Source organism: Flavobacterium sp. S87F.05.LMB.W.Kidney.N, assembly GCF_004366435.1.
Lineage (GTDB): Bacteria > Bacteroidota > Bacteroidia > Flavobacteriales > Flavobacteriaceae > Flavobacterium.
In genome coordinates, this window is record NZ_SODX01000003.1 from 483,094 (window position 1) to 507,719 (window position 24,626).

Below are 24,626 nucleotides of genomic sequence, written 5' to 3' on the forward strand. Positions count from 1 at the left end.
TATTTGAATGAATAAAATCACACAACTTTTTAATATAAAATATCCAATTATTCAAGGCGGAATGATTTGGAACAGCGGATATAAATTAGCTTCGGCAGTTAGTAATGCTGGAGGTTTGGGGTTAATTGGCGCAGGTTCTATGTATCCAGAAGTTTTGAGAGAACATATCCAAAAATGTAAAAAAGCTACGGACAAACCTTTTGGTGTCAACATTCCAATGTTATACCCAAACATTGAAGAAATCATAAATATCGTGATTGAAGAAGGCGTAAAAATTGTTTTTACTTCTGCAGGAAATCCTAAAACTTGGACTTCATTTTTAAAAGAAAAGGGGATTACAGTAGTGCATGTGGTAAGCAGCAGTGTTTTTGCCCTAAAAGCACAGGACGCAGGTGTAGATGCTGTTGTGGCGGAAGGTTTTGAAGCTGGAGGACATAATGGACGTGAAGAAACCACGACGATGACTTTGATTCCGATGGTGAAAGAAAAAATTCAGATTCCCTTAATTGCCGCGGGTGGAATTGCAACAGGAAGAGGAATGCTGGCTGCAATGATTTTGGGTGCCGATGGTGTTCAAGTTGGAAGTCGTTTTGCAGCTTCTGTAGAATCTTCTGCACACAATAATTTTAAAGAAACTATAGTTAATACTAAAGAAGGAGATACGCAATTGACATTGAAAGAATTAGCTCCAGTTAGATTAGTCAAAAATAAGTTTTACCAAGACGTTCAGGAATTGTATAAACACTGCCCTTCAAAAGAAGAATTAGCACAGCTTTTAGGTCGTGCAAGAGCTAAAAAAGGTATGTTTGAAGGCGATCTGGATGAAGGCGAACTTGAGATTGGACAAGTGGCAGGATTGATTCATAAAATTTTACCAGTTGAAGAAATTATTCAACAAATGATCGCCGAATTTGAAGTCGCATGCAAAGAAAAGACTACTTTTGAGTTTTAATTATCCGCAAGAAAATATCTATGAATTTTTTACGCACCTATATAGTAATACTTTTTCTGGTATTTGGATTCCAGCAGGCTCAAAGTCAGTCTTATCATTTTAAAACCTCAGGATTTAGCGTTTTAGAGAAAAATGAAAGAGGGAAATGGGGCGAATGGTCCAATTTGGATTTAGTAAATCTTTCCGTTGTTTTAGATACAAATAAACATAGAATCGTTGTTTATTCACAGGAAATCCAGCTTTTTAGTATTTTAGATTATATCGAGCGTGAAGAAAATGACACAGATATTGTTTACTCTTTTATGTGTAAAGACAACGACGGTAGAGAATGCAAACTTTCCATTATAACACGTAAAAAACAGGATTATCGTAAACAGCTTTATATTAATTACGATGACCATATTATTGTTTATAATATTTTTACGGTATAAAATAGTAAACCCGGCAGATTCTAAAATCTGCCGGGTTTGTTATATATAAAATCTTTGAACCTTAATCTCTAAAAGCCTCAGAACCTTTTTCTATAAAACATCAATATCCTTGATAAACTCATCATACTCTAAATAAAACATTTCTAGAGCATGCATATTTTCATTAAAGAAATCAAAAATTGTATCCCAGTTATTTCGGTTGCTAAAACCAACACCTGTTTTTTCAACCCAGATTCGGCTGATTGTTTTACCGCTTTCGAGAGTATAATTTTTTTCAAAAACCAAGTCTTTAATAAATTCTTCTTCCAGAATGTTTTTTAAAGCTTCTATTTTTTCAAAGTAAGCCGTACGCTTTTCATCACTTCTATGTTCAATATCAATTAAAACCTGAGCCTTTTTATTATCAACATAAAATTTAAAAGAGAAGTCTTTAATCTTTGTATCATAAAGCACCCATTTGCGAGGATATTTTTCTGCGAAAGCTACCCAAAATTCTCTTTTAATTTTTTGTGATTCTTCTCTGCTGTACATTTTTTAGGCTTTAATTTTAGAAAACTTGCGGTACTGCGTTTTCTAGAGTATATTTATGTTTTATTTAAAAGTACAAAAATAAGCTTTGATTATGAATTTTCAAGACTTTTTGAAATATGTTCCCAATATTATTCCGGTTGAACTGCCAGCGGTCGAATCACATTTAAAAATGGCTCCAAAAGAACGCATTGAGGGATTAAAAAATCTTGATATTGAAGCACTGAATGCTAGAATGGCAGGAGTAATGATGCTGTTTTACCCAAAGCAGGAAAAAACACATTTAGTTTTGATTGTAAGAAATGCTTATGATGGAGTGCATTCTGCTCAGATTGCGTTTCCTGGAGGAAAATATGAAACAGAAGATTTGAATTTTGAAACTACTGCACTGCGCGAAACTCAGGAAGAAGTTGGAGTTGCCAGTGATAAAATAGAAATAATCAAACATTTTTCTCCCATGTATATTCCGCCCAGTAATTTTTTGGTGCATCCGTTTTTAGGAATTGCAAAAGAAGAGCTTTCTTTTTACCCTGATATTAGAGAAGTTGCAAATATCATTGAACTGCCTTTGTCGGTTTTTTTAAATGACGAAATAATTATCGAGGCCAGATTATCAACTTCTTATGGTGCTAATATTTTAGTGCCGGCTTTCAATATTCAAAATCATGTGGTTTGGGGTGCAACAGCAATGATCTTGAGCGAATTGAGAGATGTATTAAAAATGACTTTTGGGTATGAAATTTAAAAATGTTTATTTAACAATTTGATATTCATTTTAATAGGTGTAAATTGGAGAAATTGTTTTAAAGTGTTGCTAAAAGAATAATTTTTGTATGTTTGCGACCTAACAAAAAAATAAGATAAATTAGTTATGGGATTGTTTAAACGAAATCCTTTTGGGCATATATTATTCATCAAGAAATGGTTAATCCGAATTTTGGGTGCCATGACGCATAGAAGATATAGAGGTTTTAACGATTTGCAGATTGAAGGATCTGAAATTATTAAAACACTCCCAGATTCTAATGTCTTATTTATATCCAATCACCAAACTTATTTTGCAGACGTTGTTGCAATGTTTCATGTGTTTAACGCAAGTTTAAGCGGACGTCAAGATACTATTAAGAACATTGGCTATTTGTGGCAGCCTAAAATGAATTTGTATTATGTTGCTGCAAAAGAAACCATGCAGGCAGGATTACTGCCAAGAATTTTGGCTTATGTAGGAGCAATTACAGTCGAAAGAACTTGGCGTGCTAAAGGCGTTGATGTTACAGAGAAACGCGATGTAAATCCAAACGATACCGAAAACATTCGAATTGCCCTTGAAGATGGCTGGGTAATTACTTTTCCGCAGGGAACTACAAAATCGTTTAAGCCTGTTCGTAAAGGAACTGCTCATATTATCAAACAGCATAAACCAATTGTAATTCCGATTGTAATTGATGGTTTCCGTAGATCATTCGATAAAAAAGGACTTCGAATGAAGAAAAAAGGGATCCTGCAGTCTTTCATCATCAAAGAACCTCTTGATATTGATTATGAAAACGATACAATCGAGCAAATTGTTGAAAAAGTAGAATACGCAATCGAACAACATCCTTCATTTTTAAAAGTAATTCCAGCAGAAGAAATTAAAGCACAGGAAGAACTTAATAAACTCAGACAGTGGGATTATTAGTGATTTTAGATTTCTGATTTTAGATTTTAGATTGTTTCAGGTTTCAAGTTGTCAAAAAAACTTAGAACCTTAGTATCTTAGTATCTCAGAACTTTAGCGTATCTCAGAACCTTGGCAACTTAAAAATCTATTTTCTTCAACTCCTTATAATTAGTATATAATCTTCTTAAAAGAGTTCCGTAGATTATTCTGTAGAAACACCAGAATAAACCGAAGAAGCCTAAAATTACCAAGAATAATATTCCTATCGTAAAAAACATAGCTCTTCCGTTTAAGGCTAATTTTTCTCTCAGAAATTCCATATCTGGATTGTAAACAAAAGCAATAAAGAAGCTTAAAATAGCCGTTATTACAATCATTCCTAAATTATACCAAACATAGTACTGAACTGTTTTTCTAGTCTTTAAAATGGCACTCATTAATGATTTGGTAGCTACAGTGGTCGAAATCGTTTTGTAGTTTTTATAAAAAATATACACAAAAATGAGAACGACAATATAATTAAAGTATGTTATAAACTCTAAAGCCATGATAATTTCTGGATGATTGATTTTTTTCAAAACATCATCCGTATTAATAAATAAGTTTGAAAAAGTCCAAAACGAAATTTCCAAAATACTGATAATCAAAATCCATTTTACTATGGAAGATGATTTTTTGTGAATCATTTTATAGATTTCAGTTTCAGAAATTTGTTGAAAAGAACCTGAGTTCTTCTGCCAGTCTTTTTTTAGTAAATCCAGTTCTTTCATAATAATTTTTAAGGATTTAGTATTTTTTTAAGTTTCCCTTTAATTCTGTTCATTTTCACGCGCGCATTCACTTCGCTGATTCCTAAGGTTTCAGCTATTTCTTGATAATCTTTGTCTTCTAAATACATAAAAACTAATGCTTTTTCGATGTCGTTAAGCTGGTAAACTGCTTTGTACATCAATTTTATCTGTTCTTCTTCTTCGTAATTGTAGTCAACATCTTTTACAAAATGCTGGTGGTTTTCATAATCTACGGTAGAAATAGTTCTTTTGGTTTTGCGGTATAATGTAATCGCGGTGTTCAAAGCCACGCGATAAGTCCAAGTCGAAAATTTACTGTCGCCTCTAAATTTTGGATAAGCCTTCCAGAGCTGAATGGTAATTTCCTGAAATAAATCTTTATGAGCATCTTCTCCAGCAGTATATAATCTACAAATCTTGTGGATTATATTCTGATTTGCCTGCAATTGCGCAACAAATGACTGTTCTAGATTTTCGCTCATAAAAGTATTAGTAGTTATGAAATCATTTTTGTTACAGTTGAATCAAAGTTTTCTGGTTTTATAATAATTAATTGCCAAGTCAATGAATTTGCTGTAACTGTCCATACCATCTTTTTGGTTGTTTGATTTTAAGAAATTATCGTAAAGAAAATAAAATCCTTCATCAAGAAAAGTATCGTACTTTTTGTGAAAATCTTGACTTTCCTTATAATTTTTTAAGATACCAATATGTACAGATTTCTTTAATTGATTAAAAACTTTCTCGTTTTTAAACTTCCAGATTCCTAAACAATAATTCAATGTAAAACTATATCCAGCATACTGATAATAAAGATTATCATTTTTAGCGGAAGCTAAAAAACCTATAAAATTACATTCACTTTCACTGGCAAAACCAATTTGATGCGCCATTTCGTGCGCCGTAGTTTGAGGAAAAGTGTACATTGGCAGTAAATAATTGATCTGAGCCTCATTGGTAAACGGATTCAAATAACCGCCAAAACCCATATAAGTCAATGGTGTACTGAATAGGGATTTCTTAACGCTTAAAATTTCATATTTAAAATAAGGATGTTCCTTCGCTAAATTGTCATAACCGTTTAAAATCATTTTAAACGATTCTTTTTGAGAGTAAGGAAAAACAATTTTTGCTGTGTCATTTTTAGTAATTGCAAACTGAATTTCATTCGTTTTTGTAATTAATCTTTTCGTAAAAGCTAAAAGATCAGCATCTGTATACTCTCTCTTGATTTCCATTTTTTCGAAAAGAGGCTCTCTATAATAATTGAACGCCCAAAGAAGATGAAAGAAAAAGTAAAAAACAGAAATTTTGCTTAATATCTTTAAAAGATGATCTTTCCAATCTGTTCTCCATGTTTTACGGATTTTCCAAAACCAGCCAATTATACCTAAAATTAGAAAAGCATAAATACAATCTCCAATAGAAAATGGAACTTTTCCTAGTGCTATCCTTAAAAGATGAGAAATTCTAACAAATAAATTGTTACTGTAAAAACCTTCAACAAAGTCTGGAAAGAAGGCGAGGATTCTTAAAAAGATAATTTGAACAAGAAGAAATATAGGTAAAATGTATTTTGATCTCACGGTTTAGGTTTTTTATAAAAATAATAATTAAATAGAAGTTGAGTTTATTTTTTTGAAATTTTATCATTCTATAAATGAATTATAATATAAAAACTTTTAAATATTGGTATTTAAATCTGCCGTCAGGCACAATTGATTGGTAGAGAATTTATGCATATTGAAGCCAAGCGTTCCCATAGGAACGCATGATAGCTCCTTGTTTTATTTTATTACCAACGAAATGCCACTATGTGGCATAAAAAGGGAAAAGATTTCTGGATTAATATCCTATAATTTGTATCGAAAAAAGCATTTAAACTTTGTAACTTTGAAGCTCTTAATTGTTAAACATCAAACAAAATATAATGAGTCAAGAAGTAAGAAATCTGGAGCCAAAAGCACTTTGGAATAAATTTGCAGATTTAAATGCCGTTCCTCGTCCTTCAAAAAAAGAAGAGCGCGTAATTGAGTTTATGAAAAACTTTGGAAACAGTTTAGGTTTAGAGACTTTCGAAGATGAAATTAGAAACGTAATCATCAGAAAGCCGGCTACACCAGGAATGGAAAATCGCAAAGCTATTGTAATGCAGGGGCATTTGGATATGGTTCACCAAAAAAATGCAGATACTGTTTTTGATTTCGATACGCAGGGAATTGACATGTATGTTGATGGAGACTGGGTTCGCGCTCGCGGCACAACTCTAGGTGCAGATAACGGATTGGGAGTAGCTACAATTATGGCAATTTTAGAAAGTAAAGATATTCCGCATCCAGCAATTGAAGCTTTGTTTACAATTGATGAAGAAACAGGAATGACTGGTGCGCTAAACCTAAAAGGCGGAATTCTTCAGGGTCAGATTCTGTTGAATTTAGATACCGAAGAAGATGATGAAATTGATATCGGATGTGCAGGAGGAATTGACGTTACGGCTACAAGAACGTATCATGAAGAAGAAGTTCCAGAAGGCTCTGTTGGTTACACAATTACAGTAAAAGGACTAAACGGAGGACATTCAGGAATGGATATTCATAAAGGTTTAGGGAATGCTAATAAAATAATGAATCGTTTATTATTTGATGGATTTGAAAACTTCGGTTTACAGATTGTTGAAGTAAACGGTGGAAGTTTAAGAAATGCAATTCCGAGAGAAAGTGTTGCTAAAGTAATTATTTCTCAAATGTTTGATGAAGCTTATGTGTATGATATGCAGGAAATTATTTCTGACATCAAAGCTGAATACAAAACAACTGAGCCAAACCTATCAATTGAAATCGTGAAAGGAGAATTACCTGAAAAAGTAATGGATTTAGGGGTTCAGGAAGGAATCATCAGAGCGATTTACGCCGCACATAATGGCGTTTACAAAATGAGCGCTGATATGGCAGATTTGGTTGAAACTTCAAATAATATTGCGCGAGTAATTATTAAAGACGGAGAAATTTCGGTTGGATGTTTAACGCGTTCTTCTGTTGAATCTTCTAAATTTGATTTAGCAAATTCATTGCGTTCTGCTTTCGAATTAGTAGGATGCGAAGTTGAACTTTCTGGTTCTTACCCAGGATGGACTCCAAACGTTAATTCTGAAATATTAGAAGTTTTAAAAGAAATCTACGAAAAGCAAAATGGAGAACAGCCTAAGGTTGTAGCTTGCCACGCTGGTTTAGAATGCGGAATTTTAGGAACAAATTATCCAGATATGGATATGATTTCTTTTGGCCCAACAATTCATGGAGCACACTCTCCAGACGAAAGAGCTAGTATTTCTTCAGCTCAAAAATATTGGAAATTTGTACTAGAAATTCTTTCGAATATTCCAGTTAAATAGTTTTCAGTCACGGTATTCAGTCACAGTTAATTTCAGTTTCTAAGAAAACTGTAAACTGTGACTGTAAACTGCGACTAAAAAACTTAATCTCTCTTAGGAGTATTTTTCTTTTCTCTTTTTTCTTCTTTCTTTTCTTTAGCCGTTTTTAACGGTTCTTTTTTTGCTGTTTTTTTAGCATCTTGACCCTTTGACATAATTTATTGATTTTGATGGTGTTTTAGTAAATGTAAAGCTTTTAAAAACTTAAACGCCAAAAAAAATCCTCAATTTTAGAATTGAGGATTTAAATATTTTCCTTATGAAGGAGATTCTTAATTACGTTTTAATACTTTATACTGCTCATAACAAGCGCTAATGGCATCCATAATCTGAAGATCATTTGCAGTTTGTATAAAAGAATCAGAATAGTTACATCTGTGCATGATTTCAGGAATCTCGTCTTTGCTGACTCCTAATAACACGGCAACTGTTTCGCGGTCGTATTTAGATTCCAGAAGTGTTCGTACCGTATCATCTTTCTTCATTTCCTTTAGTTTCTTAAGTTCTTTACCGTTTTTTCCAAAGAAATTATAGAGCATATCCGCGGGGTTAAAAATCGATCCTAGTACCTTACCAAATGCATTTGGAGCATATTCTCCTGCTTCATAACCTTGTGTAAGTCCAGAAATGCTGTAACGATAGTTTTCTTTTGTTGGAATTAATTTAGAATCAATTTCAAGATATCCTGTTAAAGTAAACGGAGCAATGATAACCTCCTCCAAAGCAATAGCTTTTTCAGTAAGCTGAATACGGGTTACTTTATTTTTTATCCAGTCATTTGTAACTCTAATTCTTAGAGATTGAAACCCTAGAATAGAAAAGTGAAGTGTGTCGTTAACCTGAACATCAATTTCAAAATATCCTTTTTCGTCAGATTTTGCACCACGAACTTTGTTAGTGTTAATAACGTTTACACCGGCAAGAGGTTGTTTACTGTTGTCATTAATAATATAACCTGAAACTCTTTGAGGAACAGTTGGCTGCGTATCTTGCGCAAAACCAATGTTAGCTAGAAGAATAAAAAAGAAAACTGCGAAATATTTCATATCCTGATTTAAAGCTCTAAAAGTAGTAAATCGGGATTAAATATTTTGCAGTCTTGGAATTTAATTATAAGAAAATTAACAAAGGAAGCAGTCTTGCTTTAGTAATTACAAAACTCATTCATAGAGAGTAAGATTCTTAATATAAAAAAATCCCAAATTCCAATTATATCTGGAATTTGGGATTTTGTATTTTGAGATACTAAAGTATTAATCTCTTCTAGATCTTCTTGGTCTTGGGCTGTCGCCAAAGTTTTCAGAACGTCTTGGAGCTCTTTCTGAAGAACCATTTTCGTTTCTTGGAGCAGAACTTCTAAAACCACCTTCTCTTCTTGGAGCAGATGAATTTCTGTCGCTTCTAAAACCACCTTCTCTAGATCCTCCGTCTCTTGAAGAATTTCTGTCGCTTCTAAATCCGCCTCCAGAACCTTCACGTCTTGGAGCAAAGTTTCCTTCTCTTCTTGGTCCAGAACTTCTTCCGCCGCCACGATTGTTGTGGTCGCGTCTTCCGCCTCCGTCATTTTTAGAGATCTCAACATTGATACGACGACCTTCTAATTGTACGTTGTTTAAAACGTCCATTACTTTGTCAGTATGCTGTGGATCAGTGTTAAAGAAAGAGAAACCTTCTTTTACGTCAACCTTAAAGATATCATCACGACCTAAATCTAATGTTTCTTTTAAGTAATCTTTTAATGACATCCAGTCAAAATTGTCTCTAGAACCGATGTTTACAAAATAACGAACTGCTCCGTTATTATTGAATTCTCTTGGTTCAGAATCTCCTCTTTCACGTCTTTCTCCAGATTGAGCAGAGATATCTCTGTTCTTTTTGTAATAAGTAATGAAACGGTTAAATTCTACAGAAACCATTTTCTTAATCAATTCTTCTTTAGATAAATCTTCAAGAACATTGTTGATTGCTGGTAAGTAGTTGTCAATTTCGTGATCAACCTCAGTATCTTTAATTTTATTTGCTAAGTGCAATAATTGGATTTCGCAGATTTCAATTCCAGATGGAATAGTTTTTTCTTCAAACTTTTGTTTGATGATTCTTTCGATAGAAGAAATTTTACGCAACTCACTTTTTGTAACAATTACAATAGAAGTTCCTAATTTTCCAGCTCTACCAGTACGACCAGAACGGTGGTTGTAAGTTTCAATTTCATCAGGTAATTGGTAGTTTACAACGTGTGTTACGTTATCAACGTCAATACCACGCGCAGCAACGTCAGTAGCAACAAGCATCTGAATTTGTCTTCCGCGGAAAGATTTCATTACACCATCACGCTGTGCTTGAGATAAATCTCCGTGTAAAGCAGCAGCACTGTATCCGTCTTCGATTAATTTTTCAGCAATAGCTTGTGTGTCTCTTTTTGTACGACAGAAAACTACAGAGAAAATATCTGGATTAGCATCAGCTAAACGTTTCAAAGCTTCATAACGGTCACGAGCATTTACTAAGTAAAATTCGTGAGAAACTGTTGCAGAACCTGAGTTTTTGGCTCCAACAGTAATTTCAACTGGGTCACTCATGAATTGTTTTGCAATTCTAGCAACCTCTTGCGGCATAGTTGCAGAGAACAACCATGTACTTTTTTCGTCTGGAGTATCTGATAAAATAGATACGATATCCTCATAGAATCCCATGTTTAACATTTCGTCAGCCTCATCAAGAATACAGTAATCTATATTTTTAATGTTAACCAAACCTCTGTTAATCATGTCTTGCATTCTTCCTGGAGTTGCAACGATAATCTGCGCTCCTCTTTTAATGTCTCTAGCTTGCTCTGTAATACTAGCCCCGCCGTAAACTGCTACCACATTAATACCTTTTTCGTATTTTGAGTAGTTTTTAAGTTCGTTGGTAATCTGTAAACAAAGTTCTCGTGTTGGCGATAAAACTAATGCTTGTGTGTTTCTGTTGTCAGCATCAATTTTTTGAATTAGCGGAAAACCGAAAGCTGCCGTTTTCCCTGTCCCTGTCTGAGCCAACGCAACCATATCTGTGTCTTTTTCCAATAATAGGGGAATCGCCTTTTCCTGTACCTCTGACGGATTTTCAAATCCTAGATCTAAAATCGCCTTCAGTAACGATTCATTCAATCCTAATTGTTCAAATTTATTCATATATGTATTTAAAATAGGGTGCAAAATTACTGTTAATTATTCAGATAAACTAATGGTAATTCAAGAATTATGTATTTGTTATGATTTGATTTTCAAAAAGTTACATTTTTATTAAAATGATTTTTAATAAAAAAATCAGAAAACACACAAAAAACACGTCATGAAATCTAAAATTTAGTCTTTAAAATGTTGTATTTGAAACAATTATTTTGCGGCACTCAGGAAATCAATTAGTTGCTGAACTGCTTTTCCGCGGTGTCCTATTTTATTTTTTACTTCTAATGGCAGTTGAGCGAATGTTTCATCAAAATTTTCAGGTTTAAAAATAGGATCATATCCAAAACCATTTGTTCCCATTTTATCTGAGGTAATAGTTCCTTTGGCAATTCCGGTAAATAAATGTTGTTTTCCTCCAAGGTTTAAAGTAATAACGGTCTTGAACTGGGCGCTGCGATTTTCTTCATTTTTTAATGCCTCTAAAAGCTTATTCATATTGTCATCTGCATTTTTTTGTTCGCCAGCATATCGCGCAGAATAAACGCCAGGTTCGCCATTTAATGCGGTTACTTCTAAGCCAGTATCATCAGCAAAACAATCATAACCATATTTTTGAGTTACATAATCGGCTTTTAAAATAGCATTTCCTTCAATTGTTTCCGCAGTTTCAGGAATATCTTCAAGGCAGTTAATATCTTCTAGACTTAATATTTTAATGCTCTCAGGAAGCATACTTTGTATTTCTGCGATTTTATTTTTGTTGTTTGAAGCGAAAACGAGTTTCATAGAATTATCTGTTTAAATGATTTCAACACAAATTTAGAATTCTTATATTTGATATGTTACCTAAAAAATAAAATAAATGCAGTTATCGGTTCTTTATAAAAAAATAATGCCTTTTGTAAAGCCTTACAGAAAAATGGTAATTGCTACTTTACTGCTTACGTTTTTAGGTTCATTTGCGGCTCAGGTAAATGCTTTAATTCTAAAATACACTGTCGATACCATCAATAATTTAATGGTCGCACACGAGCCGCTTTCTAAAGGCTTTCATTTATTAGGAATTATTAGTATTGTGTTGTTAATTAAAGAATTGGTTAATTCAGTTGTACAGTTTGGGCAAAAATTCTACGGAGAAAAACTCCGTATTTTTATAACCCGTGATATTTCTCAAACCATTGTTGAAAAAATCCTAAGTTATAGAATGGAATTTTATACTTCTGATGAAAATGAAAGCGGAAAACTTCAAACCAGAATCGATCTAGGCATTAGCAGTTTAACACGATTGGTCCAAAACTTTTTTATTGATATTCTGCCATTATTTGCAAATGCTTTTGTGGCATTGGTGATAATGTTTTATGCCAATGTCTATGTTGGTTTGGTGAGTTTGTGTATTATTCCGATTTACTTTTACATCAGTCAATTGCAGGCGAGAAAATTAAGCGGATTTAGGAGAAGAATGCGTAATTACCGCGAAACTAAAAACAACGGAATCATAAGTTTAATTGAATCTATTACAGTTATTAAATCTTTTGTGAGAGAATCGACAGAAGCGGAACGCCACGAGAAGATCCAATATGAAATGACCGAAAATCAATTAGCAACCAGAAAAACGAGTTTTATTTTTGAAAGCGTTAAAAGTTTTGTTGAGCAGATAGGAGTAGTGATTATCATTATATTAACAGCTTATTTTGTGTTGAACAACCAAATGACAATTGGTGCCATAATGTTTCATATTATGTTGTTTAATAATGTTTCGTCTCCGATTAGACAATTACACCGAATTTACGATGAAGTAAACGATGCTCTTATTTACTCCGAAGGCTTTTTTGATATTTTAGAATCAGAACAGGAAATAGAAACCACCGGAGATTTTATTCCAGATAAAATTAACGGATTAATAGAGGTTAAAAATGTAGATTTTGTGTATCCAAACGGAACACAGGCGCTTTATGATATTAATTTTACGGTAAAACCAAACGAGACCACAGCTTTGGTCGGATTGAGCGGCGCGGGAAAAAGTACTGTTATTAATTTGCTGGACAAATTTTATCAGCCTTCGTCGGGTCATATTTTTTTAGATGGAGTTGATTTAGCAGATTATAATACAGATTTTCTGCGTAAAAATATTGGATTGGTGCTTCAGAAAAACCATATTTTTAAAGGCACAATTGCAGAGAATATTTTATACGGAAAGCCAGAAGCATCAAAAGAGGAAATTATCGAAGCTGCCAAACAAGCCTATATTCACGAACAAGTAATTCAATTGCCAAAAGGATATGATTCTGATGCGCATTTACTTTCTGGCGGACAGCAGCAGCGAATTGCGATTGCGAGATTGTTTTTAAAAAATCCGCCCATAATTTTCTTAGATGAACCAACCGCGAGTTTAGATGCGATTGCAACAGAACAAATAAAAAAGTCTCTCGACGCCATAAAAAAAGATAGAACTGTAATTATAATTTCGCACAGTATTTCTCAAATTATTGATGCCTCAAATATTATAGTTTTAGAAAAAGGTAGATGTGTCGAAAAAGGAACTCATGATGAATTATATGATAATAAGGGAACGTATTATCAAATATTTATGGCGATGGCCAATAGTTTAAATATTGAAAAAATCACACAGACTTTTGACTGATATAATTTAAAACTATTTTTTCGACAAGAAAAGCATAGGCAATTCCGAAAGTATAAGCAAGAATATCCGACCATAAAAATCCCTGACCTAAAATATACCTTCCAAAAAGTGTCTTTCTAAGTTCAACAATCCATTCTGCTTGATACAATTGTAGAAACTCAATGCTGTAACAAATTAGGAGAGAAAGTAAAGCAATTAAAAAAGCCTTTTTAAGTGGAAGAAAAATTCGAACCAAAAAGTAAATCATAACTGCATACAAAAAATCGCCAATCCATAAGGGAATAAAAGAGATTTTTCTGGAAAGGATTCCAAGGAAAATAATGCTGACGAAAATAATGAAATAATAGACTCTGGATTTCAAGTTTAGTAATGTTTAGTTAGGAGCAAATTTATACTAAATCTTTTATTTCAAGATATTGAAGATTTTCTCTTTTTCAAAGTTTAAAAACTTTGAAAAAGAGAAAAGAAGTGGACTTAAAGTACGTTTTTAGGGAACGAAAAATACAAATCCTCAATTGATTGACTTTATTTCATAAATTTATCAGTTCAATTAATTTACTATCAAAAATAGCCACATGAATTCAAAATTTTTTCCCCTGATTTTATCTTTATTTCTTTTCGGAAATCTAAGCTATTCTCAAAAAGACAAATCATTTAATATTCAAAAGCAATTAGAATATTGTGCAGCACAGGCTTCTAAAACTTTAAAAGTGATTCCGAATGACGGGACTTCTCCAAGAACAGTTCCTAACGGAAGTAAAGAATGGAAATTTGTTGACTATAAAGACTGGACAAGCGGATTTTGGCCTGGCGAATTATGGTTTTTGTATGAAGCGACAAAAGACAAAAAATGGGAAAAAGAAGCCGACAAATTCACCCGTTTTTTAACGCCTTTATCTGTAAGCAAAGCAAATGACCATGATTTAGGTTTTCAGGTTTTTAATAGTTTTGGAAACGGATATCGATTGACTAAAAATCCAGAGTACAAACAAATTATATTGAAAACAGCAGATACGCTGGCAACACTTTTTAATCCGAAAGTGGGAACAATCCAATCTTGGCCGAATAATAAAATGGGAGGTCATAATACGATCATTGATAATATGATGAATTTGGAACTTCTGTTTTGGGCATCTAAAAATGGCGGGGATAAAAAACTTTACGACATTGCGGTAAAACATGCAGAAACCACAATGGCAAATCATTTTAGGCCAGACAATACTTCTTATCATGTTGTAATTTATGATTTTGAAACTGGGAAAAAGATCAAAGGCAGAACGGCTCAAGGTTACAGCGATGACAGTATGTGGGCGCGCGGACAGGCTTGGGCAATCTATGGATTTACAATGACTTATAGAGAAACTAAAGATCCTAAATTTTTAGATTTCGCACATAAATTAGCTCGTGTTTATTTGGATAAATTAACAACAGAAGATTTAATTCCGTACTGGGATTTCAATGCGCCCAATATTCCTAACGAACCTAGAGATGCTTCTGCGGCAGCGATTGTTTCTTCGGCGCTTTTGGAGTTGAGTTCTTATACAAAAGATAAAAATTTGAAAAATGAATATTTAACAAAAGCTAAAAAAATGATTGTTTCACTTTCAGAGCATTATCAAAGTCATGATGTTAATTCAGCATTTTTATTGCATTCAACAGGTCATAAACCTGCAGGAAGTGAAATAGATTGTTCTATAAATTACGCAGATTATTACTATCTTGAGGCATTATTAAGACTTCAAAAACTAAAATAAAATATCATGAAGAAAATAAGCCCAATTGTATTTGCAATAATGATGGTATTGATGCTTGCCAGCTGTAAAAATACCAAACAAAAACTTCAGGAATATGTTACGGAATATAATAAAACTGCGCCAAGCTTTAGAGCCGACCATGTAACATTAACAACAGCCCGAGGTTACCTAAACGATAATAAAATTGAACTGCGTTTTGAAACCGATTTAGAACAAAATGAGGCAAACAAATTAGCTACAGGAATCGCTTTTGTGAAATTAATAAAGAAACTTATTGCCAAAGATCAGATTCCGAGACAATTGATTGAAGAAGGAGTTCAGTTTGATGTTTACTTTTTAGCCAATGACAACACGGTTCTGGGAAAAGAAATCTTAAATGGCGAATCTCTTAAATATTTTTTGAAGTAAAAAATCAGTACTTTAAAAAGTTTAATTTCCTACATATGAAAGTCTCTTTAAATAACAAATTAAAGAGACTTTTTTATGATTAGACTTCAAATAAAGCAAAAAATAGCTTTTTGAATTCTTACATTTTTTTTGTTTTTAAAGGGTAATCAATTTGTATTCAATTAATTATCTATTGTATTTTGTTGATAAAACATTGTTTTTGTATCATAAATTAATTATGTTTGAGTTAAAAAATAACTATAAAACCAATAATTTATGAAAAAAATTACCCAAATCGCATTCGTGCTCTCTTTTGCATTGTTTTTAGTTAGCTGTAAAAACACCAAGCAAAAAATTCAGGAACATGTAAGTACTTATAATAATTCTTCTTCTATAAAAGGAAACGGAATTACAAGTACAACAGCAAAAGCTTTTTTGAATGACAACAAAATCGAAATTAGAATTGAAACGAATTTAGAAGAGACGGATGCCAACAGAATTGCCTACAAAGAATCATTTCCTGATTTATTAAAAGAAATGATTAAAAATGACCAGATTTCTACTGAGTTAGTTAATGAAGGAGTATCTTTTGATGTTTACTTCCTAGCTTATAATAATGCTATTTTGGCGCAGCAAGTAGTAGACAAACAAGAATTAGCGGTATTAGAAGGAACCGCAGAACCAAGTAAAGAAACTGCAAAATTGTAATTTAAATAATGGAATTAAAAAAAGCCTCTTTAGTATTTTAAAGAGGCTTTATTATTTATGAGAATTGCGTAACGTTTTTCAAATTATCCGGGAAATACATATCGGATAAACTAGCAAATTCGTCACCGCGCATAAAAATATTAATGTCCACATCGGCGAAACTTTTCTTTCCTGCTGCTGCTAAAAGTTCATTTGCAGAGTGCAGTGTATTTTTATGGAAATGATATACACGCTCAGATTTATCCGTCACAACCAAACCTTTCATCAGCATTTTGTTTTGAGTTGCCACTCCAGTTGGGCATTCATTATTATGGCAGCGTAAAGCCTGAATACAGCCCAAAGAAAACATAAATCCTCTGGCGCTGTTACACATATCTGCTCCAAGTGCTACGGCATGTAGAATAGAATAACCAGAGATTATTTTTCCGCTTCCAATAATTCGCATTTTATCACGAATTCCTAAACGAACCAGAGTTTTGTTCACGAAAATTAATGCTGGTTCAAAAGGCATTCCAACTCCATCAGCAAATTCAAGAGGCGCAGCGCCGGTTCCGCCTTCTGCACCATCTACTGTGATAAAATCTGGATAAATATCTTCTGCAATCATTTCTTGGCAGATGGCTTCAAACTCAGCTGTGTTTCCAATACACAATTTAAATCCGATTGGTTTTCCGTTAGATAAATCACGTAATTGTTTGATGAAATGAATTAATCCTTTTGCATCAGAAAAAGCATGATGGCCTGGAGGCGATAGAATCATGGTATGAGGTACAACACCTCTAATCTTAGCAATTTGTTCGGTGTTTTTAGCAGCAGGAAGAACACCTCCGTGACCTGGTTTTGCACCTTGCGAAAGTTTAATTTCGATCATTTTTACATTAGGAAGATTCGCTTTTTCTGAGAATTTCTCAGGACTAAAATTTCCTTCTGCGTCACGGCATCCAAAGTATCCTGTGCCAATCTGCCAGGTAATATCGCCGCCGCCAGCAAGATGAAATTCTGTTAATCCTCCTTCGCCTGTATTTTGGTAGAAATTTCCTTTTTTAGCACCAATATTTATGGCACGAACTGCATGCTCGCTCAAAGAACCAAAACTCATAGCAGAAACATTAAATAAAGAAGCCGAATAAGGCTGTTTGCAATCTTTTCCACCAACTAATACTCGAGGTAATTCTTCGTTTACTTGTGCTGGGAAAATAGAATGTTTGATTCCTTCGTAGTTCTCAGTATTTAAGTTTAACTGCGTTCCAAAAGGAGTGCTAGAATCAATATTTTTAGCTCTTTGATAAACTAAAGAGCGCTGATTTCTAGAGAAAGGTTTTCCATCTGTAGATCTTTCAATAAAATACTGCTGAATCTCTGGTGCAATCATTTCAAATAAATATCTGAAATAACCCAGAACAGGGAAATTCCTTAAAATAGCATGTTTTTTTTGAGAAGCGTTATAAGCTCCAATAATCAATAAAATAGGAATAATAAAAACGAGTAAATAGCCTCGGCCGGTATAATAGTAAATTGCTGCAACAATTAGAAACAATAAGAATCCGTAAATAAAGAATTTCTTTCTCATGTTTTTAAAAAATTAAATAGGTAATAAGTGCGGGTAATTAATTGAATCGTAAACGCACATAAACGTGTTTGATTCCTTTTTTGTCAGATTCTCTTTCATCAATCTCCAGAATATCTGTTAGTGACTTCAACATTGGCGTAAGCTTAGAGTAGCCATAATTTCTAGGGTCAAATTCAGGTTTTTTCTTCACAACCAAGTTTCCTACATCTCCTAAAAATGCCCATCCGTCATCATCTTCAAGATCTTCGATTGTAGCTTCTATAAGTTCTATAGTTTGTTTGTCAACTTTATGGAGCGCTTTTTCAGCTGGTTTCTCAACTGGCTTTTTAGTGTCGGCAGCAGTATGAGTTTTTGGTTTTTTCTTCTGAATTGCACCGTCCAAAACTTCAATGTAGATAAATCTATCGCAGGCAACAATAAACGAACTTGGAGTTTTCTTTTCGCCAATGCCAATTACTTTCATGCCGGATTCTCTCAAACGAATTGCCAGACGCGTAAAATCGCTGTCACTCGAAACAATGCAGAAACCGTCTAACTTTCCTGAATATAAAAGATCCATAGCATCAATAATCAATGCTGAATCTGAAGAGTTTTTACCAACTGTATAACTATATTGCTGAATAGGAGTGATGGCATGTTCTAATAAAACACCTTTCCATCCGTTAGCATTTGGTTTTGTCCAATCGGCATAAATCCTTTTAGTGGTTGGAGTTCCCAGCTTTGCGATTTCTTCCATCATACCTTTTACATTGCTGTAAGGCACATTGTCCGCATCAATAAGAACAGCCAGTTTTAAATCTTTTGAGTTGCTTAAAGGCATTATTTCAATATTAGAAAATTAAGGATTCTCAAAGTTAAAATTAAAATTGGTTTTTATAAGAATCGAATGATGAATTAGTGATTTTATTAACACTAATTATTTTCATTATAAATAATGTTTGTAGAGTTAAAAATGAATTAAAGATACGGTTGTCTTTTGTTTTATGTCTATCTATATTTGTGTTGGTTTTAATTGAAAAATTCATGCTTTTAAAGAGTGTGAGCAGAGAATTAGAACTTTAGTTTTAAAAGAATAAGCCTTTAAAAGAATTCCGCTCGGAATAATATATTGAATACAAACAATAACATTTATAAATTATCTTAAAATGAATACAAAAACAAAATTTTCAATAATGATCCTAATGGGATTTTTAGCAATAACTTCTTGTGGAAAAAAAGAAACAACTCCAGCTGACCAGACTGAAAAAAGTGAATCATCAACAGAAGGAGAAGCGGCACCAGTAACATCAACAGAAGAAAATGTATTAATTATTGAAGGAAATGACCAAATGCAGTTCAACACAAATGAATTACATGCTGTTGCCGGAAAACCAATTAAATTGACTTTAAAGCATGTTGGAAAAATTCCAAAAGAGGCAATGGGACATAATTTAGTAATCTTGAAAGAAGGAACAGATGAAGCTGCTTTTGCGCTTAAAGCGAATGATGCAGCGGCGACTGATTATATCCCTGAATCTGAAAAAGCTTCGATTATTGCTCACACTAAATTGTTAGGAGGCGGAGAAGAAGACACAATCGAATTTACAATTGATAAGAAAGGAACATACAAATATATTTGCTCTTTCCCTGGCCATGTGGCTATGATGAAAGGTGTACTAATTGTAGAGTAGCTATTCCTGAATCTTTTTACGGAATTAGTTCTTATGAAATCTGTATAAGTGATTTTGAGGTTAAATCTTGTTAAAATCTTACCGCAGAAAATTTTAAATAAAAATAAATGACACTCTGAATTTTAGAATAATAATGATTATTTTTGCTCGCTGATTAAGTTAAAAAAATTACTACACTATATTATGGTAAAAGATTTATTCGAAAGAATTCAGGACAATAAGGGACCTTTAGGAAAATGGGCTTCTCAAGCAGAGGGCTATTATGTTTTCCCAAAGTTAGAAGGAGAGTTGGGTCCTAGAATGACATTTCATGGAAAAAATATTTTAAACTGGAGTTTAAATGATTATTTAGGTCTAGCAAATCATCCAGAAGTTCGTAAGGCAGATACAGATGCAGCAGCTCAGTTTGGTGCGGCTTATCCGATGGGAGCTCGTATGATGTCTGGACACACTACGTACCACGAACAATTAGAAAATGAATTAGCTGCTTTTGTAATGAAAGAATCTGCTTATTTATTGAATTTTGGTTACCAAGGAATGGTTTCTATCATTGATGCTTTGGTTACTAAAAATGATATCATTGTTTATGACGTTGATTCACATGCTTGTATTATTGATGGTGTTCGTTTGCACATGGGTAAACGTTTCACATACAAACACAATGATCTTGAAAGTATGGAGAAAAACTTGCAGCGTGCTACTAAAATGGCCGAAGAAACAGGCGGAGGTATTTTATTTATTACCGAAGGTGTTTTTGGAATGCGCGGACAGCAAGGAAAATTAAAAGAAATTGTTGCCTTAAAGCAAAAATACAATTTCCGTTTATTGGTAGATGATGCACACGGTTTTGGTACACTTGGTAAAACAGGTGCTGGAGCAGGTGAGGAGCAGGGAGTTCAAGACGATATTGATGTTTACTTCTCTACTTTTGCAAAATCTATGGCTAATATCGGTGCTTTCGTAGCGGCTGATAAAACAGTTATTGATTATTTAAAATACAATTTACGTTCTCAAATGTTCGCAAAAGCGTTACCAATGATCCAGACACTTGGTTCTTTGAAACGTTTAGAATTATTGCGTAATTCTTCTGAAATTAAAGATAAACTTTGGGAAAATGTAAATGCATTACAAAGCGGTCTTAAAGAAAAAGGATTTAATATTGGAGATACAAACACTTGTATTACGCCGGTTTACCTAGAAGGAAGTATTCCTGAAGCAATGGTAATGGTAAACGATTTAAGAGAAAACTACGGTATTTTCCTTTCTATTGTTGTTTATCCAGTTATTCCAAAAGGAATTATTTTGTTAAGAATGATTCCGACAGCTTCTCATACACTTGCTGATATTGAAGAAACGTTATCTGCTTTCGAAGCAATTCGTGAGAAATTGGTAAACGGAACTTATAAAGAAATTGCTGAACGTACGACTGTAGACGTTTCGTAATTACCAGAAATAGAATTTCCTTAGGTGGGAATTATGTAAAAAATCCATTCGTTATGCGAATGGATTTTTTTTTATTTTAAGGTAACTTTATATCATAATCACAAAATAAAAATAACAATTATGAAAAAAGTATTAATACTAACAACCCTTATTTTGACGGTTCTTGTATCTTGTAAAAAAGAAACTACAACGACAGAGCCAGTACAAATAGCACCAAGCCCGCCAAAAGAAGCAGAGATTGTAGAACCAGCTGGTGATCAATGTTATGCGTGGAGAGCTAATGGAAGTATTATTGAAATGAGTTTTAATGTAAACTCACATCAAGAAGTAAACGGGAAACTAAGCTACAACTTAGTAGGAAAAGATAAAAATGAAGGAACATTGATAGGTAACATGAAAGGCGATACTTTAATTGCCGATTATACCTTTAGTTCTGAAGGAGTTTCATCTGTTAGAGAGGTTGCTTTTTTACAAAAAGATGGTACTTTTATTGAAGGATACGGCGATGTAGTAGCAGCAAACAATAAAGTTTCTTTTAAAGATAAATCAAAATTAAAATTTGACGCAAAAAATACATTGACAAAAGTAGATTGTAAAGTAGAGTAAATAAACAAGAGTGCTTTAATGTAAAAATCCATTCGTTTGGGGGCGAATGGATTTTTTTTATTGTAATTAGGATTAATTTTTAGTCTTAAGTCTTAAGTTTGTCTATATAATCGCTCGAATTTCCGTTCCAATAACACTTTGAGCAACGATGATTATTAAATTCGTGTTTACAATTTTTATAACCATACAATTGATGAGCACATTCAGGACATAAATTCTTCATTTGAGATGATTTTTCGTAAAATTCGCTTTTACATTCTTCACAAATTTTTATTGAATACTTATCTAAAACCATATTGTGCTAAACTGAACACTTAAAACTGCGACTGAAAACTAATTAAAGATTCTTCAAATAAGTCTTTCTCTGACAGTGAATAACTGGATCAAAGTTTTTCCAAAGCAAATGAATCGCATTGTTCTCTAATAACTCTGGAGTTCTAATACAATTTCGAATTCCTTTTTCTGAAAATGTTTTATAATATTCATCAAAAATAATTGCCGTTACCCCCTTGTTTTGATAATCAGGATGAACTCCGATTAGGTAAAAAACAACATCTTTACTATGTTTTTTGGCTTTCAATAATTGTAAAAAACCAAACGGAAATAATTTACCTTTTATTTTTTGTAAAGCTTCTGTAAAACTTGGCATTACAATACTAAAGGCCACTAAATTGTCATCTTTGTCAACAACGAATTTTATATATTCCGGATTGATAAAACTGATATATTTCTTTTTAAAATATTCTTTTTGAACGTCTGAAATTGCTACAAACGATGCAAGGTTGGCATATGTTTCATTAAACAAATCAAACATTTTGTCTACGTGAGGCATAATGTCTTTTGTCTTAGTAAAATTAAGTGCTCGCAGTTCGTAACGTTTTTTAATTAAAGCCTGTGCTTTTAAGAAAAACTCCGGTTTTACATTCGAAAAAGGAAATATACTCTCGATATATTGTTTCTCAACTTGAAAACCTAACTGCTCTAAATGAGTTACATAATAAGGATGATTGTACCAGGTAATCATTGTCCCGACTTGATCGTAACCTTCTGTCAGAAGGCCAACCTTGTCGAGATTAGAAAACCCCATTGGGCCTTCTGCATGTTCTAAATTATGACTTCTTCCTAATTCAAAAACCTTTTCAAGCAAAGCTTTTGTTACTTCAATATCATCAATTACATCAAACCAGCCAAAACGTACTTTTCTCTTATGCTGATTGTTAACTTCAGACCAATTGATAATAGCAGTGATACGACCAACAATTTTATTGTCTTTGTAAGCCAAATAAAAATAAGCTTCAGCATTGTCAAAAGCTGGATTTTTGGTTTTATCAAAAGATTCCAATTCGTCTGCAATAATTGGCGGTACCCAATACGGATTATCCTTGTATAATGAGAAAGGAAATTTAATGTATTCGGTTAATTCTTTTTTGCTTTTGGCTTCTTTAATTGTAATCATTCAAGTGGTATTGAGAGTCTCTTTTAGTTGAGTTGTGTTATTATTTTATTCGTATTTAGCTTTACGTCTTCTTTCTTTTTCTTGGTAATCCACATTTTTTTCATTTTCAGGATTCTTCTTTGCTTTTTCCTGAGCTTTATTTAATGCTTGTTTATCTTTGTACCATCCATCATAACGCCATGATATTCCCACTCCTCCATATAAAACAGACGGTGTATTCTTAAAGTTAGTACTTATAGAGGCATCAACCTGCATGTTTGGAGAAAGAAGATAAGCAGCTCCGCCTCGAACAATTGCATCGCTGTAAAAATCACTTTTATAGCCTTGATTTTCAACAAAACCAGACCATTTTTCGTTAAATCCGTGTGTCAAAGTTAATACATATCCGTAACTTGGATAATCAGTTCCAATATAATCAGCAATAATATTGGTTACAAAAACCCATTTTCCTCCTCCAAATAAGTTTTGGGTAATCAAAGAAACTTTTGGGGAAATCGCTCCATCAGGCGAGAAATAATATGGATTATCAGCCCCAACAAAATTTGCTCCTGCAAATATAGAAACTGCCGGGATTAACTCACGCCAATTAAAACTATGATTGGCTTTATAGCTGTAGATGTTTACTTCTCTTTTATTTTTGTAAGGATCGTAAATAAGATATTTGGCACCTAAGACAGTCTGCCTGAAATTATTTTTTTTGTAGCTGGTAAATGGAGTGTCAAAATTTTCCATTTGATATTGAACATCAAGAACAAATTCTAATTGTTCAAAAAAAGCACCGTATCTAAGCGAAAAGTCGGTTCCAAAACCGCTGGCATCATAATTTAATAGATCATGTTTTTCCTTGATGCCGTAAACTCCTAATTCGGCTTGGATTACTGATTTTCCAACACCGTATGCGGACATAGTTTCGCCTGGGCGATTTGAGTTGATGACATCAGTATATTGTGCAAAAAACAATTGTGGAATAAAAAAAAGTACCGGGGCAAGTAAGTTTTTAATTTTGAACATATAATTTTTTTTGGATTAAAATATAATAACGCATATCAAATGTACATATTTTATTATTTATTTAAGATTCATATTTTATTTTTAAACAACGGATTTATTAATTTTGGAAAAAATTTTACAGTTATGCAAGAAGCATCATTTTCAGGTTTAAGATTAATTATTGGCATTATTGCCTTTTATTACATTTTTAAATTCTTAGCTAGAATCTTTTTACCAGTATTGGTAAAAAAGGCTGTTGAAAACGCAAGTCAAAATTTTCAGAGACAACAGCAATATCAAAGCAATACTTGGCAGAATAATAATAACAATACTAAAGACGAAATAATTATTAATACTGCAAATGCTAAAAACCCGCGTGAAACCAAAAAAGTGGGAGAGTATGTTGATTACGAAGAAATAGATTAGATTTGTGTCC

Annotated in this window: 25 protein-coding genes; 13 read left to right on the plus strand and 12 right to left on the minus strand. The window is 33.1% G+C overall.

The features are described 5' to 3' along the window. Positions 1-7: 7 nt before the first annotated feature. The gene (locus EDB96_RS11310; protein WP_134140844.1) at positions 8-952 is read left to right on the plus strand and encodes an NAD(P)H-dependent flavin oxidoreductase; all 945 of its coding nucleotides are present in this window, start codon (positions 8-10) and stop codon (positions 950-952) included. Between the two features lie 20 nt (positions 953-972). Further along, a complete protein-coding gene (locus tag EDB96_RS11315) occupies positions 973-1,383 on the plus strand; it encodes a hypothetical protein (RefSeq protein ID WP_134140846.1) in 411 nt (136 codons plus the stop codon). Positions 1,384-1,473: 90 nt separating this feature from the next. On the opposite strand, the gene EDB96_RS11320 is transcribed toward EDB96_RS11315, so the two are convergent. Continuing rightward, positions 1,474-1,914, minus strand: a complete 441-nt coding sequence (locus EDB96_RS11320; protein WP_057118817.1) for a DUF4268 domain-containing protein — start codon at positions 1,912-1,914, stop codon at positions 1,474-1,476. Positions 1,915-2,005: 91 nt separating this feature from the next. On the opposite strand from EDB96_RS11320, the gene EDB96_RS11325 reads away from it, so the two are divergent. Together EDB96_RS11325 and EDB96_RS11330 are read left to right on the plus strand one after the other, a co-directional pair. Continuing rightward, positions 2,006-2,656, plus strand: coding sequence for an NUDIX hydrolase (locus tag EDB96_RS11325; protein WP_134140848.1), 651 nt, complete (start codon positions 2,006-2,008; stop codon positions 2,654-2,656). Between the two features lie 126 nt (positions 2,657-2,782). Next, positions 2,783-3,592 carry a lysophospholipid acyltransferase family protein gene (locus EDB96_RS11330; RefSeq protein ID WP_057118813.1) on the plus strand — a complete coding sequence of 270 codons (810 nt, stop codon included), beginning with the start codon at positions 2,783-2,785 and terminating at the stop codon, positions 3,590-3,592. A 119-nt stretch (positions 3,593-3,711) separates the two neighbouring features. Here EDB96_RS11330 and EDB96_RS11335 read toward each other — a convergent pair whose 3' ends face one another. From EDB96_RS11335 to EDB96_RS11345, 3 genes are read right to left on the minus strand one after another with little or no spacing between them, the layout of a single operon-like run. Continuing rightward, positions 3,712-4,344, minus strand: a complete 633-nt coding sequence (locus EDB96_RS11335; RefSeq protein ID WP_134140849.1) for a hypothetical protein — start codon at positions 4,342-4,344, stop codon at positions 3,712-3,714. An 8-nt stretch (positions 4,345-4,352) separates the two neighbouring features. Next, positions 4,353-4,847 (minus strand): RNA polymerase sigma factor, encoded by a 495-nt coding sequence (locus tag EDB96_RS11340; protein ID WP_008462500.1) that lies wholly within the window; start codon positions 4,845-4,847, stop codon positions 4,353-4,355. A gap of 42 nt (positions 4,848-4,889) precedes the next feature. Continuing rightward, entirely contained in the window at positions 4,890-5,951 is a 1,062-nt protein-coding gene (locus tag EDB96_RS11345) for a DUF3810 domain-containing protein (RefSeq protein ID WP_134140850.1), read from the minus strand. Positions 5,952-6,295: 344 nt separating this feature from the next. Between EDB96_RS11345 and EDB96_RS11350 the strand changes: the two genes are divergently transcribed. After that, the gene (locus EDB96_RS11350; protein ID WP_134140852.1) at positions 6,296-7,756 is read left to right on the plus strand and encodes an aminoacyl-histidine dipeptidase; all 1,461 of its coding nucleotides are present in this window, start codon (positions 6,296-6,298) and stop codon (positions 7,754-7,756) included. 311 nt (positions 7,757-8,067) lie between these two features. Here EDB96_RS11350 and EDB96_RS11360 read toward each other — a convergent pair whose 3' ends face one another. The 3 genes from EDB96_RS11360 to EDB96_RS11370 all read right to left on the minus strand — a co-directional run bounded on the left by EDB96_RS11360 (position 8,068) and on the right by EDB96_RS11370 (position 11,751). After that, on the minus strand, positions 8,068-8,841 hold the full coding sequence (locus EDB96_RS11360) for a carboxypeptidase-like regulatory domain-containing protein (RefSeq protein WP_057118806.1): 774 nt from the start codon (positions 8,839-8,841) through the stop codon (positions 8,068-8,070). Between the two features lie 207 nt (positions 8,842-9,048). After that, positions 9,049-10,968 (minus strand): DEAD/DEAH box helicase, encoded by a 1,920-nt coding sequence (locus tag EDB96_RS11365; protein ID WP_057118804.1) that lies wholly within the window; start codon positions 10,966-10,968, stop codon positions 9,049-9,051. A gap of 204 nt (positions 10,969-11,172) precedes the next feature. After that, positions 11,173-11,751 (minus strand): non-canonical purine NTP diphosphatase, encoded by a 579-nt coding sequence (locus EDB96_RS11370; RefSeq protein WP_057118802.1) that lies wholly within the window; start codon positions 11,749-11,751, stop codon positions 11,173-11,175. A 76-nt stretch (positions 11,752-11,827) separates the two neighbouring features. Between EDB96_RS11370 and EDB96_RS11375 the strand changes: the two genes are divergently transcribed. Then, positions 11,828-13,606: an ABC transporter ATP-binding protein gene (locus tag EDB96_RS11375; RefSeq protein ID WP_134140853.1), complete on the plus strand. Its 1,779-nt coding sequence runs from the start codon at positions 11,828-11,830 to the stop codon at positions 13,604-13,606. On the opposite strand, the gene EDB96_RS11380 is transcribed toward EDB96_RS11375, so the two are convergent. After that, positions 13,587-13,967, minus strand: a complete 381-nt coding sequence (locus EDB96_RS11380; RefSeq protein WP_134140854.1) for a DUF2809 domain-containing protein — start codon at positions 13,965-13,967, stop codon at positions 13,587-13,589. The genes EDB96_RS11375 and EDB96_RS11380 overlap by 20 nt on opposite strands. Before the next feature lie 214 nt (positions 13,968-14,181). On the opposite strand from EDB96_RS11380, the gene EDB96_RS11385 reads away from it, so the two are divergent. From EDB96_RS11385 to EDB96_RS11395, 3 genes are all read left to right on the plus strand, one after another. Beyond that, entirely contained in the window at positions 14,182-15,360 is a 1,179-nt protein-coding gene (locus tag EDB96_RS11385) for a glycoside hydrolase family 88 protein (protein WP_134140856.1), read from the plus strand. Positions 15,361-15,366: 6 nt separating this feature from the next. Beyond that, on the plus strand, positions 15,367-15,768 hold the full coding sequence (locus EDB96_RS11390; RefSeq protein ID WP_057118793.1) for a hypothetical protein: 402 nt from the start codon (positions 15,367-15,369) through the stop codon (positions 15,766-15,768). A 255-nt stretch (positions 15,769-16,023) separates the two neighbouring features. After that, the gene (locus tag EDB96_RS11395) at positions 16,024-16,455 is read left to right on the plus strand and encodes a hypothetical protein (RefSeq protein ID WP_057118791.1); all 432 of its coding nucleotides are present in this window, start codon (positions 16,024-16,026) and stop codon (positions 16,453-16,455) included. A 55-nt stretch (positions 16,456-16,510) separates the two neighbouring features. Here the strand turns inward: EDB96_RS11395 and EDB96_RS11400 are convergent, their stop codons facing one another. Both EDB96_RS11400 and EDB96_RS11405 read right to left on the minus strand, forming a co-directional pair. Next, the gene (locus tag EDB96_RS11400; protein ID WP_134140857.1) at positions 16,511-18,025 is read right to left on the minus strand and encodes an FMN-binding glutamate synthase family protein; all 1,515 of its coding nucleotides are present in this window, start codon (positions 18,023-18,025) and stop codon (positions 16,511-16,513) included. 37 nt (positions 18,026-18,062) lie between these two features. Further along, positions 18,063-18,845, minus strand: coding sequence for an NYN domain-containing protein (locus EDB96_RS11405; protein WP_057118787.1), 783 nt, complete (start codon positions 18,843-18,845; stop codon positions 18,063-18,065). 325 nt (positions 18,846-19,170) lie between these two features. On the opposite strand from EDB96_RS11405, the gene azu reads away from it, so the two are divergent. The 3 genes from azu to EDB96_RS11420 all read left to right on the plus strand — a co-directional run bounded on the left by azu (position 19,171) and on the right by EDB96_RS11420 (position 21,744). After that, entirely contained in the window at positions 19,171-19,695 is a 525-nt protein-coding gene (gene azu, locus EDB96_RS11410) for an azurin (protein ID WP_057118785.1), read from the plus strand. 183 nt (positions 19,696-19,878) lie between these two features. Next, on the plus strand, positions 19,879-21,138 hold the full coding sequence (locus tag EDB96_RS11415; RefSeq protein ID WP_134140858.1) for an aminotransferase class I/II-fold pyridoxal phosphate-dependent enzyme: 1,260 nt from the start codon (positions 19,879-19,881) through the stop codon (positions 21,136-21,138). 120 nt (positions 21,139-21,258) lie between these two features. After that, positions 21,259-21,744 (plus strand): hypothetical protein, encoded by a 486-nt coding sequence (locus tag EDB96_RS11420; RefSeq protein WP_134140859.1) that lies wholly within the window; start codon positions 21,259-21,261, stop codon positions 21,742-21,744. Between the two features lie 337 nt (positions 21,745-22,081). Here EDB96_RS11420 and EDB96_RS11430 read toward each other — a convergent pair whose 3' ends face one another. Together EDB96_RS11430 and EDB96_RS11435 are read right to left on the minus strand one after the other, a co-directional pair. Continuing rightward, the gene (locus EDB96_RS11430) at positions 22,082-23,200 is read right to left on the minus strand and encodes a hypothetical protein (RefSeq protein WP_057118779.1); all 1,119 of its coding nucleotides are present in this window, start codon (positions 23,198-23,200) and stop codon (positions 22,082-22,084) included. A gap of 45 nt (positions 23,201-23,245) precedes the next feature. After that, a complete protein-coding gene (locus EDB96_RS11435; RefSeq protein ID WP_057118777.1) occupies positions 23,246-24,211 on the minus strand; it encodes a transporter in 966 nt (321 codons plus the stop codon). 123 nt (positions 24,212-24,334) lie between these two features. Here EDB96_RS11435 and EDB96_RS11440 point away from each other — a divergent pair, with 123 nt between their 5' ends. Continuing rightward, positions 24,335-24,616, plus strand: coding sequence for a DUF4834 family protein (locus tag EDB96_RS11440; RefSeq protein WP_057119860.1), 282 nt, complete (start codon positions 24,335-24,337; stop codon positions 24,614-24,616). Positions 24,617-24,626 lie beyond the last annotated feature (10 nt).